General features: G+C 39.6%; 22 protein-coding genes and 1 pseudogene. 6 read left to right on the top strand and 17 right to left on the bottom strand.

What is annotated here, in order from left to right:
* Nucleotides 1-8 precede the first annotated feature (8 nt).
* The 7 genes from DMI82_RS08235 to DMI82_RS08190 all read right to left on the bottom strand — a co-directional run bounded on the left by DMI82_RS08235 (nt 9) and on the right by DMI82_RS08190 (nt 5,631).
* Complete coding sequence (locus DMI82_RS08235) at nt 9-1,199, bottom strand: phosphopentomutase (protein ID WP_110103046.1); 1,191 nt, start codon at nt 1,197-1,199, stop codon at nt 9-11.
* Nucleotides 1,200-1,236: 37 nt separating this feature from the next.
* Nucleotides 1,237-2,049 carry a purine-nucleoside phosphorylase gene (locus DMI82_RS08230; RefSeq protein ID WP_110103045.1) on the bottom strand — a complete coding sequence of 271 codons (813 nt, stop codon included), beginning with the start codon at nt 2,047-2,049 and terminating at the stop codon, nt 1,237-1,239.
* Nucleotides 2,050-2,208: 159 nt separating this feature from the next.
* On the bottom strand, nt 2,209-2,634 hold the full coding sequence (locus tag DMI82_RS08220) for a GNAT family N-acetyltransferase (RefSeq protein ID WP_110103044.1): 426 nt from the start codon (nt 2,632-2,634) through the stop codon (nt 2,209-2,211).
* 132 nt (nt 2,635-2,766) lie between these two features.
* Complete coding sequence (locus DMI82_RS08215) at nt 2,767-3,033, bottom strand: hypothetical protein (RefSeq protein ID WP_110103043.1); 267 nt, start codon at nt 3,031-3,033, stop codon at nt 2,767-2,769.
* A 3-nt stretch (nt 3,034-3,036) separates the two neighbouring features.
* Nucleotides 3,037-3,783 carry a helix-turn-helix domain-containing protein gene (locus DMI82_RS08210; protein ID WP_110103042.1) on the bottom strand — a complete coding sequence of 249 codons (747 nt, stop codon included), beginning with the start codon at nt 3,781-3,783 and terminating at the stop codon, nt 3,037-3,039.
* 685 nt (nt 3,784-4,468) lie between these two features.
* Nucleotides 4,469-5,056, bottom strand: a complete 588-nt coding sequence (locus DMI82_RS08200; RefSeq protein ID WP_110103040.1) for a hypothetical protein — start codon at nt 5,054-5,056, stop codon at nt 4,469-4,471.
* Nucleotides 5,057-5,370: 314 nt separating this feature from the next.
* Entirely contained in the window at nt 5,371-5,631 is a 261-nt protein-coding gene (locus DMI82_RS08190) for a hypothetical protein (protein WP_330409225.1), read from the bottom strand.
* A gap of 421 nt (nt 5,632-6,052) precedes the next feature.
* On the opposite strand from DMI82_RS08190, the gene DMI82_RS08185 reads away from it, so the two are divergent.
* From DMI82_RS08185 to DMI82_RS08175, 3 genes are all read left to right on the top strand, one after another.
* Nucleotides 6,053-6,568, top strand: a complete 516-nt coding sequence (locus tag DMI82_RS08185) for a helix-turn-helix domain-containing protein (protein WP_110103039.1) — start codon at nt 6,053-6,055, stop codon at nt 6,566-6,568.
* A gap of 137 nt (nt 6,569-6,705) precedes the next feature.
* On the top strand, nt 6,706-6,987 hold the full coding sequence (locus DMI82_RS08180; RefSeq protein WP_110103038.1) for a nucleotidyltransferase family protein: 282 nt from the start codon (nt 6,706-6,708) through the stop codon (nt 6,985-6,987).
* Nucleotides 6,968-7,372, top strand: coding sequence for an HI0074 family nucleotidyltransferase substrate-binding subunit (locus DMI82_RS08175; protein ID WP_022426101.1), 405 nt, complete (start codon nt 6,968-6,970; stop codon nt 7,370-7,372). The genes DMI82_RS08180 and DMI82_RS08175 overlap by 20 nt, the downstream gene beginning before the upstream one ends.
* 28 nt (nt 7,373-7,400) lie before the next feature.
* On the opposite strand, the gene DMI82_RS08170 is transcribed toward DMI82_RS08175, so the two are convergent.
* From DMI82_RS08170 to DMI82_RS08140, 7 genes are read right to left on the bottom strand one after another with little or no spacing between them, the layout of a single operon-like run.
* The gene (locus tag DMI82_RS08170) at nt 7,401-7,814 is read right to left on the bottom strand and encodes a hypothetical protein (protein WP_110103037.1); all 414 of its coding nucleotides are present in this window, start codon (nt 7,812-7,814) and stop codon (nt 7,401-7,403) included.
* 15 nt (nt 7,815-7,829) lie between these two features.
* Nucleotides 7,830-9,356, bottom strand: a complete 1,527-nt coding sequence (locus DMI82_RS08165) for a Y-family DNA polymerase (RefSeq protein WP_110103094.1) — start codon at nt 9,354-9,356, stop codon at nt 7,830-7,832.
* 42 nt (nt 9,357-9,398) lie between these two features.
* Entirely contained in the window at nt 9,399-9,608 is a 210-nt protein-coding gene (locus DMI82_RS08160) for a DHHA1 domain-containing protein (protein WP_110103036.1), read from the bottom strand.
* Nucleotides 9,609-9,626: 18 nt separating this feature from the next.
* Nucleotides 9,627-9,968: an arsenate reductase family protein gene (locus tag DMI82_RS08155; protein WP_019163300.1), complete on the bottom strand. Its 342-nt coding sequence runs from the start codon at nt 9,966-9,968 to the stop codon at nt 9,627-9,629.
* Between the two features lies 1 nt (nt 9,969).
* A complete protein-coding gene (locus tag DMI82_RS08150; protein WP_015526463.1) occupies nt 9,970-10,425 on the bottom strand; it encodes a YaiI/YqxD family protein in 456 nt (151 codons plus the stop codon).
* Between the two features lie 10 nt (nt 10,426-10,435).
* Nucleotides 10,436-10,804, bottom strand: a complete 369-nt coding sequence (locus tag DMI82_RS08145; protein ID WP_015526464.1) for a VOC family protein — start codon at nt 10,802-10,804, stop codon at nt 10,436-10,438.
* 56 nt (nt 10,805-10,860) lie between these two features.
* Nucleotides 10,861-11,271, bottom strand: a complete 411-nt coding sequence (locus DMI82_RS08140; protein WP_015526465.1) for a peptide deformylase — start codon at nt 11,269-11,271, stop codon at nt 10,861-10,863.
* A gap of 724 nt (nt 11,272-11,995) precedes the next feature.
* Here DMI82_RS08140 and DMI82_RS19735 point away from each other — a divergent pair.
* On the top strand, nt 11,996-12,160 hold the full coding sequence (locus tag DMI82_RS19735) for a hypothetical protein (protein WP_158526437.1): 165 nt from the start codon (nt 11,996-11,998) through the stop codon (nt 12,158-12,160).
* Nucleotides 12,161-12,238: 78 nt separating this feature from the next.
* On the opposite strand, the gene DMI82_RS08135 is transcribed toward DMI82_RS19735, so the two are convergent.
* Together DMI82_RS08135 and DMI82_RS08130 are read right to left on the bottom strand one after the other, a co-directional pair.
* A complete protein-coding gene (locus DMI82_RS08135; RefSeq protein ID WP_110103035.1) occupies nt 12,239-12,655 on the bottom strand; it encodes a hypothetical protein in 417 nt (138 codons plus the stop codon).
* A 21-nt stretch (nt 12,656-12,676) separates the two neighbouring features.
* Nucleotides 12,677-12,892 carry a hypothetical protein gene (locus DMI82_RS08130; RefSeq protein WP_110103034.1) on the bottom strand — a complete coding sequence of 72 codons (216 nt, stop codon included), beginning with the start codon at nt 12,890-12,892 and terminating at the stop codon, nt 12,677-12,679.
* A gap of 395 nt (nt 12,893-13,287) precedes the next feature.
* Here DMI82_RS08130 and DMI82_RS08125 point away from each other — a divergent pair, with 395 nt between their 5' ends.
* Nucleotides 13,288-14,124: an AIM24 family protein gene (locus DMI82_RS08125; RefSeq protein WP_110103033.1), complete on the top strand. Its 837-nt coding sequence runs from the start codon at nt 13,288-13,290 to the stop codon at nt 14,122-14,124.
* A gap of 130 nt (nt 14,125-14,254) precedes the next feature.
* Here the strand turns inward: DMI82_RS08125 and DMI82_RS20655 are convergent.
* A pseudogene (locus tag DMI82_RS20655) lies at nt 14,255-14,404 on the bottom strand (sugar O-acetyltransferase); the annotation flags it as partial.
* 207 nt (nt 14,405-14,611) lie between these two features.
* On the opposite strand from DMI82_RS20655, the gene DMI82_RS08115 reads away from it, so the two are divergent.
* A partial coding sequence (locus DMI82_RS08115) for a ParB/RepB/Spo0J family partition protein (RefSeq protein ID WP_110103032.1) occupies nt 14,612-15,628 on the top strand: 1,017 nt, incomplete at its 3' end.

Below are 15,628 nucleotides of genomic sequence, written 5' to 3'. Positions count from 1 at the left end.
CCTTCCTTTTACTTCAGTTCATCCAGAAGAGAACTTCCAATTGTTCCCTCCGGCATCTTAACTTCAAAATTATCTGCGATCGTTGCACCGATTACTGCAAAAGTATTCTGATCTTTCAGTTTTCCGTATCCCTCCATGGATGGAGAATAAGCAAAAAATGGTACTTTTTCTCTTGTGTGATCAGTTCCTGTATGTGTCGGATCATTTCCGTGGTCAGCTGTAATGATCAGAAGATCATCCTCACGAAGCTCATCAAGAAGTTCACCAAGTTTTACATCAAATCTTTCAAGTTCCTCTGCATATCCCTTTACATTGCGTCGATGTCCCCAAAGAGCATCGAAATCTACAAGATTTACAAAACAAAGCCCCTCAAACTCTCTTTTCGCAATGTCAATTGTCTGCTCCATTCCATGAACAGAACTTTTTGACTTATTGGACTCTGTCAGTCCCTCGCCGTCAAAAATATCAAAAATCTTTCCAACGGAGATCACATCATAACCTGCATCCTTCAATGCATTAAGCGCAGTTTTTCCGTAAGGCTTCAGTGCATAATCATGGCGGTTGCTGGTACGTTTGAACTCACCTTTTTTCTTGCCAAGGTAAGGTCTTGCAATAACACGTCCGACTTTCCACTCATCCCTCATGGTGATATCACGGGCGATCTCACAGCAGCGATACAGTTCATCCAGTCCGAAAGTCTCCTCGTTTCCGCAGATCTGCAATACAGAATCAGCAGATGTGTAAACGATCATATGACCGGTAGCGATTTCTTCCTCAGCCAGTTCATCCAGGATCTCTGTTCCGCTGGAGCTCTTGTTTCCAATTACTTTATGTCCCGTTCTCTTCTCAAGCTCATCGATCAGCTCTTTTGGAAATCCGGTCTCTGTAAAAGTCTTAAACGGTTTTGTGATGTGAAGCCCCATCATTTCCCAGTGTCCTGTCATAGTATCTTTTCCGGTACTGGCTTCTTTTAAAAATGTATAATAACCCATTGGTCGCTCCACTGCTGCAACCTGTTTCAACGGATGAAGATTTGCAATTCCAAGCTTCTGAAGGTTTGGAATCGTAAATTCATCTACATTCTGGGAAATATGTCCCATAGTATCTGTTCCTTCATCCCCGTACTGGGCTGCGTCCGGCATTTCTCCTGCCCCAAAGGAGTCTATTACAATAGTAAATATTCTCTTATATTTCTTCATAATTTTTGTCTCCTTTCTGATGTCTTACTTATGGATCTTACATATTTACAACAACTTTTGTTACTAATTCCTTGAAGGATTTCGCTACGCGGTCTGCTGTTTCCTGCACTTCTTTATGGTTAAGCTCTTTTTGGGAAATTCCTGCTGCCATATTTGTGATGCAGGAAATTCCACAGATTTCCATTCCCATGTGCCGGGCAGCCATAGCTTCGCATGCGGTGCTCATTCCAACTGCATCTCCACCCCATCTCTGTGCAAGTCTTACTTCTGCAGGAGTCTCATAATTTGGTCCTGTAAACTGTACATAAACACCTTCCTGAAGTTTGATGTCACATTCTTTTGCACATTTGCGGATCACATCCTGAAGACGGCGGCTGTATACCTCACTCATATCCGGAAATCTGGTTCCCAGCTCATCTATGTTCGGTCCTATCAGAGGGCTTGGAACTCCCGTTGTAATGTGATCTGTGATCATCATGAAATCTCCCGGTTTATAGGAAGGATTAGCTCCTCCTGCTGCATTAGTGAGAAGGATTTTTTTCGCACCGAGCATTCCCATAAGACGCGTTGGAAGAACAACATCTGACATTGCGTATCCTTCATAATAATGAACACGTCCCTGCATGATTACAACCGGTGTTTTCTCCACATACCCAAACACAAAACGTCCCTTATGTCCTTTTACAGTAGAAACCGGAAATCCCTCGATGTCCGTATAGTCGATGGTCTGTTCAATCTGAATTCCATCCGCAAAATCTCCAAGTCCGGATCCAAGGATCAGTGCAACTTCTGGTTTGAAATCAATTTTCTTTCTTACGCTTTCCAGGCATGTCATTAATTTTTTATACATGATTACTTCTTCCTTTCTTTTGGGTGTTGTCATTATATTTATGCTTTTTCATAAAGGCAATTCCTCTGCAATGGTCTTTCCAATGCCCTGCGCGCCTCCCGTCACAATCACTACCTTATTGTTAAACTCCATATAAAATCCTCCCCAAAAATCCGCTTTCTATTTCTGTTGCCACAACATTGTGTATTCTTTTTCACCAGTAGCATCATCGAATCCTTCGCATTGAATATCGAACCCTTCTCTTTGATAAAAAGAGATGGCTCTGGCATTCTTCTGGTATACGTTTAATCGCAATCTAGCTTTTTTATTCTTGATATACTCTAATAAAAGTTTACCTATACCACATGACTGCATTTCATCAGAAACAAAAATACCTTCCATGTATTCGTTACTTAATCCGACAAAACCTTGAATCATTTTATCATCTTCATACACATAGACTTCCGCTTGTGACATCATTTCTTTCACTAATTCATAATTACTTGTCCAATATTGCTCAGGAATAAAATCATGCGCTTTTAAATTGGTTTTCAACCATATGTCAGCAACTCTATTAATATCTATGTTCTGCATCTTTCTGATCATAACGATTATCCTCCATCAGCTTTGATTTCTCTTTAACAAAGAAACTTTATCATCCAAATATCTAATCGATCTTTGAGCTACCACTGATTTATCTTCCATTTTTTACTCTTTCTGCAAATTATCAGATACATTTTACGGGGTTTCCCATGGAAACGTAGGTTCCTTTTTTACTCTTTTGGGTTTCTCTTTCGGCAATATTCTTTTCTTTTTCCCTTTATCAAGGAACGAATATCTGGCGCATTTTTTCTTTATAGGTGAAAAAAGATCATAATATTTACAATATAGCATTCCATTTTTATTTACAGAATGAAAACACTTTTTACAGTCACAATAAACTGCGGATATTAATCTTGTATTTTCAATTCTACTCATTGAGGTACCTGTTTTTTCACTTTTCATTTTCTATTCCTCTTTTTGGAATTTAATCCTTTGTTCTTCAACCAGTTTCACTTTATAATCATATCTCTTTTTGAAAATATCAGCTTGTTCATAGATCCATTCCATATCATCATACAATTTACTTCCAATATTATGCTCAAATTCTTTTTCAAGTTCTTCCTTACTCATCAGTCCATTGGCAATCAGAAGCGAAAAAAGAACATTTCTGACCATATTATAATACAAAATAATTGTTCCCGGAGCCTCTTTTGGCATTTGTCTCAAATACTTTGTAAGTGCATCATAAACCTTACAGCCGCGATTAATTGCAGAAATCTCCTCAATAATCTTATCTGGCTTGCCAAAATACCTCATTGCTTCCTGTATTCCTTCTATTGTATCTTTGTTCTTTTTCTTCGCACGAATCATTTGTTCATCTAATGATTCCTCAAAATTAGGATACGAAAACGGTCTATACTTGAAATCATCTTCCATCTCTCCCTGTTTTACAAAACAATATATCTCTTTTTCATTGTCCTGACGGCGATATAGAGCTTTGGAAACAATAAACTCTTTATCATCTTCTGATATATCCAGAAAATATTTTTCGTCAACACCAAAATACTTCGATAACTGGTTTAATCTTTTCTGAGAAATAGGCTTTACACCGTTTTCCCAGGCACTTACCTGCTGTCGACTTACATCCAAAATATCTGCCAACTCATTTAAAGATATATTGCATCTTGTTCTTATAAATTTTAATCCATTCATAAAATTGTATCCTTTCTTATCATAAGTTCATTGATAAGCGCTCTCAACACTATGAATTGTAACTTTGGTTGACAGCAGGTGTCAATCTGTAACCTTTTCTAAAATTTATCAAATTATCACAACCCCAAACATATCAACACTTTTTTTGAATTATCCTGTGTTTAACACACTTCCAGATAAAAAAGGTGGAGATATTGTTTGCATTTATATGTTGCCTACCATCATATTCATTTATAATGTTTCCTACAATTTCTGAAAAAAGCATTATAGATGTAACTTATTTACAAAACAATACGGATACCCTGATTGAGCACATGAGGATGAGAAGCTCATGTTCCCGTTCAAAATGTCATCGTAGTATTCAGATTTCATTTCTTCTCGGTCATTCCTCCGTAGAAACAACGATGGTATATCTTGATATAACTACGGAACAGGAAATGACAGCCTTAGCCACCCTCTAAGGTGAAAAAAATCAGAAAGTATCTACAAAAAGGAATTCTAAAAAAGATACACTTTCTGAACTGTGTGGCCTCAGGAAACCAAAGTCATAAAACAATATCTTCATCTTTCTTGACAGGATATACCTGAAATGAGGGGTATTCCCGAAAGGTAGAGATATGTTTTTAGTTGTGATAATTTGGCGATCCTAGAGTTATTATATCGAACATACGTTCTTGTATCAATATTATAATTTATTCCTTGTTTTCTTGTCATTCATGTCATACCTAATACTACCGGATTTTCGCCCTTCATAAAATTCAACTTTAAATCCATGCTTTTGATAATAATGTTCTGATCTATCAAAATGATCTGAATCTACAGACGATAAACTACCCGATATATATTTTGCTGGCGTCGTTTTACAGTATTTAAGGAAATATTCCATAAGGATTGATCCATTACCTATCTCTTTATCTTCTACCATAATATCATCTATATGAATATACTCAGCTTCTCCGTAAGGCTTCTCATAAGTAGCCATAATTCTAGGATGATTGCTACAGGCTTTATATTTGTCGTTGTATAGCATAATCCATATATCATTGCTATGTATCCACTGAACAACAAGAACCTCATCCCCCATTTTATTAGTTTCTACTCCAATAATCACATGATTAGGTTCACGAAACACTCTATGAACTGTATCAATCAGCTTCGTTTTCTTTTGAGCTTCATAGTTAATTTCCTTTACCTTACGTTCATATTCTTTTTGTATCGCAAGCAGCTCATTTTTATAAAATGTCGTTAGGATCCAGCTTTTTAATCTTCCCATATTTATTCTTTCTCCACTAATTCCCAACCGCGAACTCCTTTTGAAGTATCCAATGTATATTTTGGAACATTCATCACAACTTATCCAAACATCATGATCACGAAATCCAGGAATATTATCATGTTCTTCTATGATTTTTCCTTTCCCGCAAGGGCACTCATATTCGTATCTCTCCGTATCACCCTCTCCTGCACCATATCTCCTACTTCTAAGTTCTGATGCACGTCATACATTTTCAACGTAATGTTTTTCAATCCATTGAGTTTCTCAAGTGCTCTCGGTTCGCTGAAATTCAGATAATTGGTCGTAAGAATCTATCCTTTAATGCCCTTTTCCTCAAGCCCTTTTAACGTCTGCAGGAGCGGTGTCACACCACCCATCGTGATAAATGCAACACTGATCTGAAACTGATCACAGCGCAGCAATTCATCCTCCACAGATGAAATAACTTTCTTCCCATCTTCCGGATTATTCGACACAAATACTGGCTTATACGCCAGATTTGCTGCCACAGAACCATTTATATAAGCGGCATTTAAGCCGCTTTTCAATTCATTGATCACATTCGCATCCATTAATGTAGATCTCCCTCTCGTTTCGTGGTGAGCAAAACAAAATACTCTGCTTTATTATACCTTATGGGAGAAGGGTTGTCATTGAAATCTCCAGGAAGCAAGCGTGGCAAAGACACCCGAAAGTAACGATAGCAACAAAAAAACAGTTCCGGACATACTGAGGTTAATCAGTGTATCTGAACCTGTCTTTTCTATGGTCTTTCCAATGAATAGCTGGGCTGGCTTTTCCTTGGAATGGATTATTTAATTGTAAAAAATTCCCGTGAAATGATTTATAAAATAGGTAATTTTACAAAGTCTATTACTTGTTGTTAGTTCATAATTTATGTATAATAAAATTCATATAAGAAATACATGCTCAACATGCGGCCTGGAACATAAATAATCCGCAAGTTTAGCGATATACGAGGAGGAAATTCTCATGGGTAAACAATCCACCAGGGAAAACAAAACAATTTACCAGCTTTGCCGAGAAGCGGCAGGACTTACAAGAGCAGAGGCCAGTGAAAGAATGGATGCTGTCTCTGATTCAAAAATTGAAAAATTTGAATATGAAACACAAGAACCTACGCCTTATGATATCCTCCAGATGGCAGATGCCTATAAAAGACCAGATCTTTGCAATTACTATTGCTCTCACAAATGCGAAATCGGCTATCGTTATGTTCCAGAAGTAGAAATGACCGATCTGTCAAATATCATTTTGGAGACAATTGCCAGTTTAAATGAAATCAACCCTCTTACCGGTCGTCTAATCCAGATTGCCCGTGACGGTAAGATCAGCGATGATGAAATGAAAGATTTTGCTTATATCAGTAAAAAACTTGATGAAATTTCTTTAGCCATAGACTCTTTGAATCTTTGGGTAGATAAAACAGCCGGAGAACAAGGGCTCAATCTTGAACTCTTAAATGCCGAAAAAGAAAAATTAAAATAATCCATAACGCCACAAAAGGATTACGACTATAGAATAACACCAACCGCAGTCAGTGTCTTTAAAGTTGAATTAATCTATAGAAACTGCTATCATATTTTTATCAGAATTTTCCAAGTAAAGGAGGACATGAGTGGATCATGAACGTAATGCCAATTTCCGAAATCATCGAAAAAGTAACCATGATTTGCAAAAAAAATAACGTAAAACGCCTTGATTTATTCGGTTCCTTCGCCACAGGCACTGCAACCCCCACCAGTGATATTGATTTTGTAGTATACGGCTGTGATAAGCTAATGCAGTTAGAAGATGATCTTCAGAAGATTGAAACGCTAAGGAAAATTGATATTTTTGACTTTGACAGTATAAAAAATGAGTATTTATTGGAGGATATAAAAAAATATGGAAAACAAATTTATTAACCGCTATAACACTTTCTGTAAAAGTCTCTCCAATCTTGCAAAAAGCAAAACAGCCGACCCCAAGACCGATTTTGTTCTCGAAGGAACTGTTCTCAATTTCAGTCTTACTTTCGACATCTCCTGGAAAGTTATGAAAGATATTCTGATCAAAAAAATGGGAATTCTTGATTTTGCAGTTGGCTCTCCACGCGAAACTCTGCAGCAGGCATTTACCAATGGTATTATTGATGATGACACCTGGCTGCAAATGCTGAAATCCAGAAATCATTTGTCTCATGATTACGATGGTACTTTCGCCGCAGAGAAATTTCAGGACATTATAAATATTTATTATCCTCTTTTTGAAAAATTCAAAAACGATGTTGCGAAATACTATAAACAGTAAATCAACACCAGTGAAACATTTTTCACATTTACCACTCTTCACATTTAATATCACTTATCTGCTCGATTGGAATAACCGTTTGATCCGTCATAATGATGGTATGCTCGTATTCGTCTATCTTTTTTACAATACCAGAGCACGTAACATAGGAGCCGCCTGCTTTTTTTGCATCGGGAATAAAATAAGTTATCGATACTTTCTGTTCTATACCGATATTATTTCTGATTATATTGATTTTTTCATTCAGCTGAGCAATCGCTTCCTCGCTCAGTTCCAATCTTTCATCGGTTAATCTTGCCGTTTCCTTTATCGCAGCATCATGTCCGGTCAGGGCTGCAAAAGGAGCAAATTGCGCTGCCCGATCCCGAAGTGGCATTTGTGGATGATTCTTAGAGACCGGATGCGGTAAATTAATGATATCGTCATAAGAATTATTTTTCATCCGCTTTCAACTCCTTTACGCCTTATGACCGCCAATCTGTTCATTTCTGTCCCTGGCGGTTGCACCTTCCTGAAGATTCATCCCCTTCAGTACAGCGTTTTTTCCAAATTTCTTTTTGATACTGAGCATTGCTTCCTGCATACGTTTTTCGCGATCCAGCGCAGCCTCTTCCTCTTCCTGCTTTTTCCTTTGCGCCTCATAATCCGTAAAAAGATCCAGCTGCTCATATACTTCTTCTTTCTTGACAGAACTTTCATCCACAAGCCTGTTCGCTGTGATATTGATTCTTCTGACAAGCAGGTTTCTGTCAACGATTCTGTCATATAACTCTATTACTGCATCCGTTATCATCTTGGTTGAGGAAGTCTGTCGTTTCAGATTGGTCGTTCCATGTGCATGTTTCGGAATTCTTCTTTCATAACGGTCGATCGTAACCTCTCCATGATACTGCTTTCTCCTGTCGGCATTGTTCAGATTCTCAATATCATAACCAACCGTCAACACGATCTGATCCGTTACAAGCTTCTTATCCACCAAATCCAAAACCATCTGGTCTGTCATCTCTTTAACGACTAATTTTGCTTTTTCAAAATCATAAGGGCAATGAAGTACCTGCCCGGAACAAACACTGTTCGTTTCCGGCTTATAAGCCTTGACCATTTCCATGGTACAGGGCTCATATCCCCAGGCATGGTCGATCAGCAGCTCCGCATTAACACCAAACAACCTATATAACAAGTCTTCATTATATAACTCATTTTCTTTTCCGATGGAACATCTGGCAATATCTCCCATTGTATAAAGCCCGTATTCTTCCAGCTTCTTTGCATATCCTTTTCCTACTCTCCAAAAATCAGTAAGTGGTCTGTGACCCCAGAGTTTCCTTCGGTATGACATTTCATCCAGTTCTGCAATTCGTACACCATCTTTATCTGCTTTAATGTGCTTCGCCACGATATCCATCGCAATCTTACACAGATACATATTCGTTCCGATTCCAGCAGTTGCCGTTATACCTGTCGTTTTCAGCACATCCTGTATCATGGTCATTGCAAGTTCTCTTGCTGTCATATTATAAGTATGCAGATAATCCGTTACATCCATAAATACTTCGTCGATCGAATACGGGAAAATATCTTCCGGCGCAATATATTTCAGATAAATACTGTAAATTCTGGTGCTGTATTCCAGATAGAGGGCCATCCGGGGAGGAGCAACAATATAATCAATCTCCAGTTCCGGATTGGTATCTAATTCTGTGCTGTCATCAGAGGCTCCGATAAAAGTTCTGTTCGGCACTTTCCACCTGCGGGCGCTGTTGGCTTCTTTTACTTTTTGAACAACCTCAAATAAACGAGCCCTTCCTGGTATCCCATAACACTTTAATGCTGGCGATACCGCAAGACAGATTGTCTTTTCTGTTCTGCTTTTATCTGCAACCACAAGATTGGTCGTCAAAGGATCCCGATTTCGTTCTTTACATTCCACAGACGCATAGAATGACTTAAGATCGATCGCAATATAGGTTCTTTCCTTTTCCATCATTCTACACCTCACGATTCTCCTGTGTTCTGTTTCTAATTCTTATTTATCCTGCCCGAAAAACTTTCTCATCATAACAATCCGCTCAAGGATTTCCTGCCTGAATTTTTCAACATCATTCGTCCGTTTGCGCACACCAGCTGCTGCAGCATGTCCACCTCCGCCAAACGTCTGCAGAAGTTTGTTTACATTGATCCATTTTCCATCAGACCGGAAGGAACAACGCCAGCGATTTTCTTCTTCCTCATACATGGTAAAACATCCTGTTTCTTACTTCCACGCCTTCCAGATATCCGGCTGATATCCAAGAGTGGATTGTTTTCCATTACGGACAACCGGTGTCTTAATCACCTGCGGATTTTCCAGTACCTTCTCAAGTTTATCTTCCTCTGCAATATACTTAATGAGCGCAAGCAGATCCTTATCCTTGCCCTCCCAGTTGATCATATTTTCCAGTCCACCATTTGCCTGGGCAACTGAATTAAATTCGCCCTTACTCATGCCCTTTTCTTTCATATCAATAAACTGAAACTTGATCCCACGTTCCTTAAAGAAACGTTCTGCTTTCTTTGTATCATTACACTTCTTTGTCCCAAAAATCTGTACGTTCAAATCAATTCTCCTTATCCATTGCCATATGTATCATTTTCTCAAAGGATTCTCTAAAATGCTCATCATCCTCCGATGTTCGTTTTCGTGGTCCTTTTAAATGATTCTTTCCGGATGCCCTTCGTGCTTTCTTATTCAGATGCCGTTCCATAAGCATCTGGTCAATATTTTCATTGGTATACCATTTCCCGGATTGATGAATCGCATACGCATTTTTTCCTAATGCCATTGCAGCCACACCGTAGTCCTGTGATACAACAATATCGCCTTTATGGCAAATGCTGATCAGTTTATAATCCACGGCATCTGCTCCGGCTCCAACTACGATCACTTCACTGTAATCAGAAGATAACACATGATTGGTATCACACAACAACGTTACAGGAACACTGTGCTCTTTTGCAACTTTTTCAACAATACCAATTACCGGACAGGCATCTGCATCAACAAAAATCTGCATATCTTCTCCTTTAATTACACATAAATGGCGTACGAACCTCGATGAGATTACCACTCGGATCATACAGCCTTACAAGCTTCTGCCCACCTGCAAGTTCTGTTAGTTCAGTGGCATATCGGACGAAATACTTACCGGATTCATATTTTGCAAGCAATCCATCTATATCAAAATCCTCGAAATACAATTCCATCATGTTATTGAATGGCGTAGAAGTTTCATTCAATGTTTTCCCCCATACGTCGGCATCCTGCAAAACAAGTCCCTCCGATAAGATCACATTACCTTCATTCTTAAGAATCACTTGCAGTCCAAATAAGTCTTTATAAAACTCTATGGATTTTTCTATATCATCCACCACGATCAGTACGTTTTTCAGCATATCCGTCACCTCACAATCCGCTTTGAGTCAAGCGAATATTCGCAATCCGCATGCGGTTAAATAATCTTTCCAGACAAATGATCAATTTCATGCTGGCAAATCTGTGCTGTCCATCCTGACAATTTCTGGCGCTGTTTTTTCCATTTGAAGTCATAATACTCTACTTCTATTTCCTGGTATCTGGTCGTCTTACGAACACCATCCAGCGACAGACAGCCTTCTTCTGTCTCATACATGTCACGTTTTGAAACAATCACCGGATTGAACATCACAACATTTATGAATCCCATATTCACAATGATGATATTCTTCTTTACACCAATCATGTTCGCCGCCATACCAACACAACGTTCTCTGTTCGCCTGCAGCGTATCCTGCAGATCCTTTCCAACCTGGATGTCAGCTTTCGTGGCCGGTTCAGATGGCTGGCCTAAGAAGAAAACATCTCTTACTATTTGTTTTACCATTTACTTTCTCCTGTACTCTAATTCTTATCTATCTTGACCAGAAATCTTTCTCGTCATAACAATTCGCTCAAATATTTCCTGTTCCTCTTTCATTGTTCCAATATTTTATTATCTAACACCACTTTACAACTTTTTCATAAAAAAATATCGTACAGGACTTTCTGATGTATAATGAATTTGACCCAAAACATTACAAAGGAAAGTGACCTTGTACGACAAAAACATTATACAACGAAAAAACACTGATTGGTAGACTTCATCAATATTTTTTGATTTATTTTGAAACTTTTTCTGTTCCGACAGCAGATACCTTATTTCTGCTGATATTATCCATACTGACCTTGTGTTATAACCTTTCATCTGCCAGTCCTCCTTGGATTTTTCTTCTTTTTTGATGTTATCATCTTACAATAAATGGCTGTGTGAAAATCCCGACAACCAACTGGTTCTATGGCGGGGATAATTGGGTCCTATGGCAGATTAAACGCTGATTAAAGGCCTTTAATTGCCAACTAAACTACGAAGAATTCCAAAATCATGTTGCAGATTTGGAGGCTTCCATTCATGCCACCGATAATAAGATTCAACAAACGAGGCTGGCAATTCAAAATCAACAAGTAATTCAGAAATACTGTGAAGTCTATCGGGCCTGTCGTGACATCATACGTGCTCAGAATTTGGTATTCACAAACTTCCGTCGGCTGAAAAACTGCAGCGCCAACAGATGGAACTGGAAGAAGAACTGTCCTCAGCAAAAAAAGAAAAGCAGGATCTCCAGAAGCAACAGAATACCCTGCATATAATTGAACAAAATTTTGATGCTATGATCCGCAAAGCTGGTATCAAGGTTCCGGAGAAAGCGCCTTCACCAAGAATCTTGAGCTCTTAAATGCCAAAAAAGAAAAATTAAAATAAGCCATAACGCAACGAAAGGCAATGAACCATTTCTGACTCATTGCCTTTTCCTTTACATACGCTGTAATTGATTGACGACACTTTCTGTTCTTCGAATAGCTTCTTCTACCTGTCTTTTTGCATTATTGATTCGATCCTGGACCACCCAGTCCACAACAAATCCATCAAAAAAATAATCCGCAAAAGAAAGAAAATCTCCAGTATCGATATTCAAGTTACATACCATGTTTACATCATTTAATTCTCTACTGAAATTACGAAGATCATACTTTGCCTGTTCCATATTCCGTTTGGCCTGATCAATTCTAGAATGTTTTAGCATCGTAGTGAAAAAACCACCGCCAAACATATCTACCAGTCCCCAGTTCTTTGCACTGTTTAAATTTTCTTTTGCTGCCTGAAGACTGTTCAAAGCTCTACGTCCAGCTTCAATTGCTTCTCTTTTTTCTTTTTCAATATCATATCCCATTCGTTTTCTCCTCCTGATCGATTATGAATGTGACGTCACCAATGCTATAATGCCGCCGACAATCAACAATGGAAAAGCAATGTACATCAGTCCACCTACAACCATACCAATCAATATCACCGGGAAGAAAATAACTGTGCAAAGTAATTTCATAATTCCCCAGGATGCTCTTAACCCAAAAGCAAAAAATTTTCCAACAAACCAAATCATACAAATTGCAAATAATAACGATAACATTTTTTTACTCCTTCTGAAACTCATTCTTATATGTATCTTTCATTTTTTCTGTTCTTTTTCTGCTAAATATTCAGATGTGTTCTTTATGCCAAGCTTATTACTGAATGCCGGATTTTTCTCCATCTTTTCTATTATCCGGATTAATCGAATTCGCTGTGCCGCTTCCATCTGATCACCCCATTTATATTCTGTTTTTTTGTTGATATTGTCACTATAACAAATTTATTTTTCATAATACACATCCACCATGAGGAATTGCATCTTTATATTTCTCGAATTTTGAGAATTCTGTCTTTATATTTCTCTGCACGAATTGTTTCCTATCTATGCTGCCTCTTTTATAATAAGCATATCCGAGCAACATCATAAATTATTATTAAAAGGGAGATTATGCTATGCGAATTGAAAACTTGCAAAATGAAAACAGAAAATATGCGAAAAGTATCGAAAACTTCCATGTGCTTGAATATGTGCAGGATGCCAGCGTTTCACCTATGAATGCAATGAATGAGTATTTCATGAGTAAAATGCATGTCAGAAGAAGACAGGTTGTTATTGATATTGATAAAGACCATTCAGCTGTTATCCAGGCTGGTGCCATGCAATGGATGGGTGGTAATGTACAAGCCACATCTGGTGTAAAAGGTATCGGAGATTTCCTTGGAAAGGCACTCAAGGGTGCGGTTACAAAAGAAACCGCAGTTAAACCGGAATATGTTGGTGAAGGCTATCTGGTATTAGAACCGACATACAAATATATTATCCTTGCAGACATTGGCAAATGGGGACCAGCCGGAATGACAATTGAAGATGGCATGTTCCTGGCTTGTGATGCAAATGTAAAAAGTAAAGTTGTAGCCAGAAAGAACCTTTCATCAGCAGTATTAGGTAGCGAAGGTCTGTTTAATCTGAGTTTGCAGGGAAATGGTGTAGCTGCACTGGAGTCTAATGTTCCCGAAGATGAATTGATTGAAGTCATATTGGAAAATGATGAACTGAAAATTGATGGAAACCTTGCTGTATGCTGGTCATCAAATCTTGAATTTACCGTAGAAAGATCTACAAAAACACTTGTCGGATCTGCAGTTAGCGGAGAGGGTCTGGTAAATGTTTATCGTGGAACAGGACGGGTACTGATGTGTCCGGTCGCACCGACAACTTCCTTATTTGAGTCCACTAACACCATGGCAGCTAAAGCTGCTGCTAAATCCAGCAATACATTTGGAAAATAAGTGTAAAATACATTCTCTTGTAACCCAACAAACGCCGATATAGGATTATAAAAATCCTGCATCGGCGTTATTAATTGTGATCATTTTATTTTCTTTATTCAGATGAACTGCTTATCATCAATGCAAATTTTTAATTCTTTTCAATTCCATCTGGCATATGATCTTTCTCAGTTATTTTTCGAATGACCCGGCATGGATTTCCAACTGCCAAACTATACGGCGGAATATCTTTTGTTACAACACTCCCTGCACCAATTACACACCCTTCTCCTATGATTACTTCCTATTAGGAACACTGTAAATACAAGGCTTTTCGGAGTCTACAAACCAGAAAAAATAATATTTGATCTATCACATTACGCAAAAAGCCGTCCGGCATGAAAAACGGGCGGTTTTTTTGCGTGGATAGACGGAAAGGAGGCACAAAAATAACTACAAAATTTTAGCGTTCAAATTTGTGCAACTTTAACGAAAAGGAGGATCGTAAATGGCCGATGAAAAATTGAATACTGGCCCTGCGGAGAATATTTCCCCGGAGGCCGCCGAGCCTATCACCACACCCGAACAGGCCGCAGCGTCTGAGCCCCGGCAGGAACAGACCGGGCCTGCCATACCTGAGCCCGGCGATGTGGTTGTGTCCTTTGACAAAATCAATGAGCTTATGGCGGAAAAGAGGCAGAACGCCCGCGCCGAAGTCGAAAAGGCGGAAACTCCAGAAATACCGGAGGCAGCAGCCCCCGGAGGAACACCGCAGCCCGCCAATACGGAGGAGCCGAAAAAGCCGCGCCGTGGCCGTCCGCCGAAAGCGGAAAAGGCCGCGACTGAAAATCAGAAAGCGGAGAAATCGGCTGGGGCCCGCAAGGGCCGCCCACCCAAGGCGGATAAGGCGGCCCCTGACAAGCCCAAGCCGTCCAAACGAGACAAAGTGTCCCGAAGTGACGGAAAGGCCCCGGATGCCAAGGAGCCCATTAAGCCCGCACAGGATACGGCACCGAAGGAAACTGCTGCTGCGGAACAGACGGCTCCCGAGCCGACCACACCGCCCCGCCCGGTTGAGGAAGGCAAGCTGGTTTATCTGAAACTTTCCGAGGTTCATCCGTTTCACACATTCCGTCCGCACCCCTTTAAGGTACGGGACGATGCGAAGATGCAGGAAATCGTTGCTTCTATCCGCGTAAACGGTGTAATGGTTCCCGGTCTTGCCCGCCCGGAGAAAGATGGAAACGGCTATGAAATTGTAGCAGGCCATCGCCGTACCCACGGCAGTGAACTGGCGGGGCTGGAGGAAATGCCCTTTATCGTCCGTGAAATGACCGACCACGAAGCGGTACAGGCCATGAAGGACAGCAACAAGCAGCGTGACGGGATGCTCCCCAGCGAATTGGCCGCGCTGCTGGAACTCGAGGTTGAGGACATCAAGCATCAGGGCGGGCGGCTGAAAGGTGTTGCGGAAGGCGATGTCGGGAAACGCTCGGTTGAGATTGTAGGCGAGGCGCATGAAATG

This window comes from Blautia sp. BCRC 81119, from assembly GCF_003184505.1.
GTDB classification, from domain to species: Bacteria; Bacillota; Clostridia; order Lachnospirales; family Lachnospiraceae; genus Blautia_A; species Blautia_A fusiformis.
The sequence above is the reverse complement of the archived record's forward strand: the minus strand, read 5'-3'. Positions and strand labels throughout refer to the sequence as shown.

What these genes read in the sequence shown, in the direction of transcription:
- DMI82_RS08230 (WP_110103045.1), bottom strand. Translation starts at nt 2,049, where the DNA reads ATGTATAAAAAATTAATGACATGCCTGGAAAGCGTAAGAAAGAAAATT.
- DMI82_RS08175 (WP_022426101.1), top strand. Translation starts at nt 6,968, where the DNA reads ATGGAAAACAAATTTATTAACCGCTATAACACTTTCTGTAAAAGTCTC.
- DMI82_RS08190 (WP_330409225.1), bottom strand. Translation starts at nt 5,631, where the DNA reads ATGGATGCGAATGTGATCAATGAATTGAAAAGCGGCTTAAATGCCGCT.
- DMI82_RS08235 (WP_110103046.1), bottom strand. Translation starts at nt 1,199, where the DNA reads ATGAAGAAATATAAGAGAATATTTACTATTGTAATAGACTCCTTTGGG.
- DMI82_RS08165 (WP_110103094.1), bottom strand. Translation starts at nt 9,356, where the DNA reads ATGGAAAAGGAAAGAACCTATATTGCGATCGATCTTAAGTCATTCTAT.
- DMI82_RS08215 (WP_110103043.1), bottom strand. Translation starts at nt 3,033, where the DNA reads ATGAAAAGTGAAAAAACAGGTACCTCAATGAGTAGAATTGAAAATACA.
- DMI82_RS08180 (WP_110103038.1), top strand. Translation starts at nt 6,706, where the DNA reads ATGAACGTAATGCCAATTTCCGAAATCATCGAAAAAGTAACCATGATT.
- DMI82_RS08130 (WP_110103034.1), bottom strand. Translation starts at nt 12,892, where the DNA reads ATGTTATCGTTATTATTTGCAATTTGTATGATTTGGTTTGTTGGAAAA.
- DMI82_RS08140 (WP_015526465.1), bottom strand. Translation starts at nt 11,271, where the DNA reads ATGGTAAAACAAATAGTAAGAGATGTTTTCTTCTTAGGCCAGCCATCT.
- DMI82_RS08170 (WP_110103037.1), bottom strand. Translation starts at nt 7,814, where the DNA reads ATGAAAAATAATTCTTATGACGATATCATTAATTTACCGCATCCGGTC.
- DMI82_RS19735 (WP_158526437.1), top strand. Translation starts at nt 11,996, where the DNA reads ATGGAACTGGAAGAAGAACTGTCCTCAGCAAAAAAAGAAAAGCAGGAT.
- DMI82_RS08200 (WP_110103040.1), bottom strand. Translation starts at nt 5,056, where the DNA reads ATGGGAAGATTAAAAAGCTGGATCCTAACGACATTTTATAAAAATGAG.
- DMI82_RS08145 (WP_015526464.1), bottom strand. Translation starts at nt 10,804, where the DNA reads ATGCTGAAAAACGTACTGATCGTGGTGGATGATATAGAAAAATCCATA.
- DMI82_RS08220 (WP_110103044.1), bottom strand. Translation starts at nt 2,634, where the DNA reads ATGATCAGAAAGATGCAGAACATAGATATTAATAGAGTTGCTGACATA.
- DMI82_RS08210 (WP_110103042.1), bottom strand. Translation starts at nt 3,783, where the DNA reads ATGAATGGATTAAAATTTATAAGAACAAGATGCAATATATCTTTAAAT.
- DMI82_RS08135 (WP_110103035.1), bottom strand. Translation starts at nt 12,655, where the DNA reads ATGGGATATGATATTGAAAAAGAAAAAAGAGAAGCAATTGAAGCTGGA.
- DMI82_RS08160 (WP_110103036.1), bottom strand. Translation starts at nt 9,608, where the DNA reads ATGTATGAGGAAGAAGAAAATCGCTGGCGTTGTTCCTTCCGGTCTGAT.
- DMI82_RS08150 (WP_015526463.1), bottom strand. Translation starts at nt 10,425, where the DNA reads ATGCAGATTTTTGTTGATGCAGATGCCTGTCCGGTAATTGGTATTGTT.
- DMI82_RS08125 (WP_110103033.1), top strand. Translation starts at nt 13,288, where the DNA reads ATGCGAATTGAAAACTTGCAAAATGAAAACAGAAAATATGCGAAAAGT.
- DMI82_RS08185 (WP_110103039.1), top strand. Translation starts at nt 6,053, where the DNA reads ATGGGTAAACAATCCACCAGGGAAAACAAAACAATTTACCAGCTTTGC.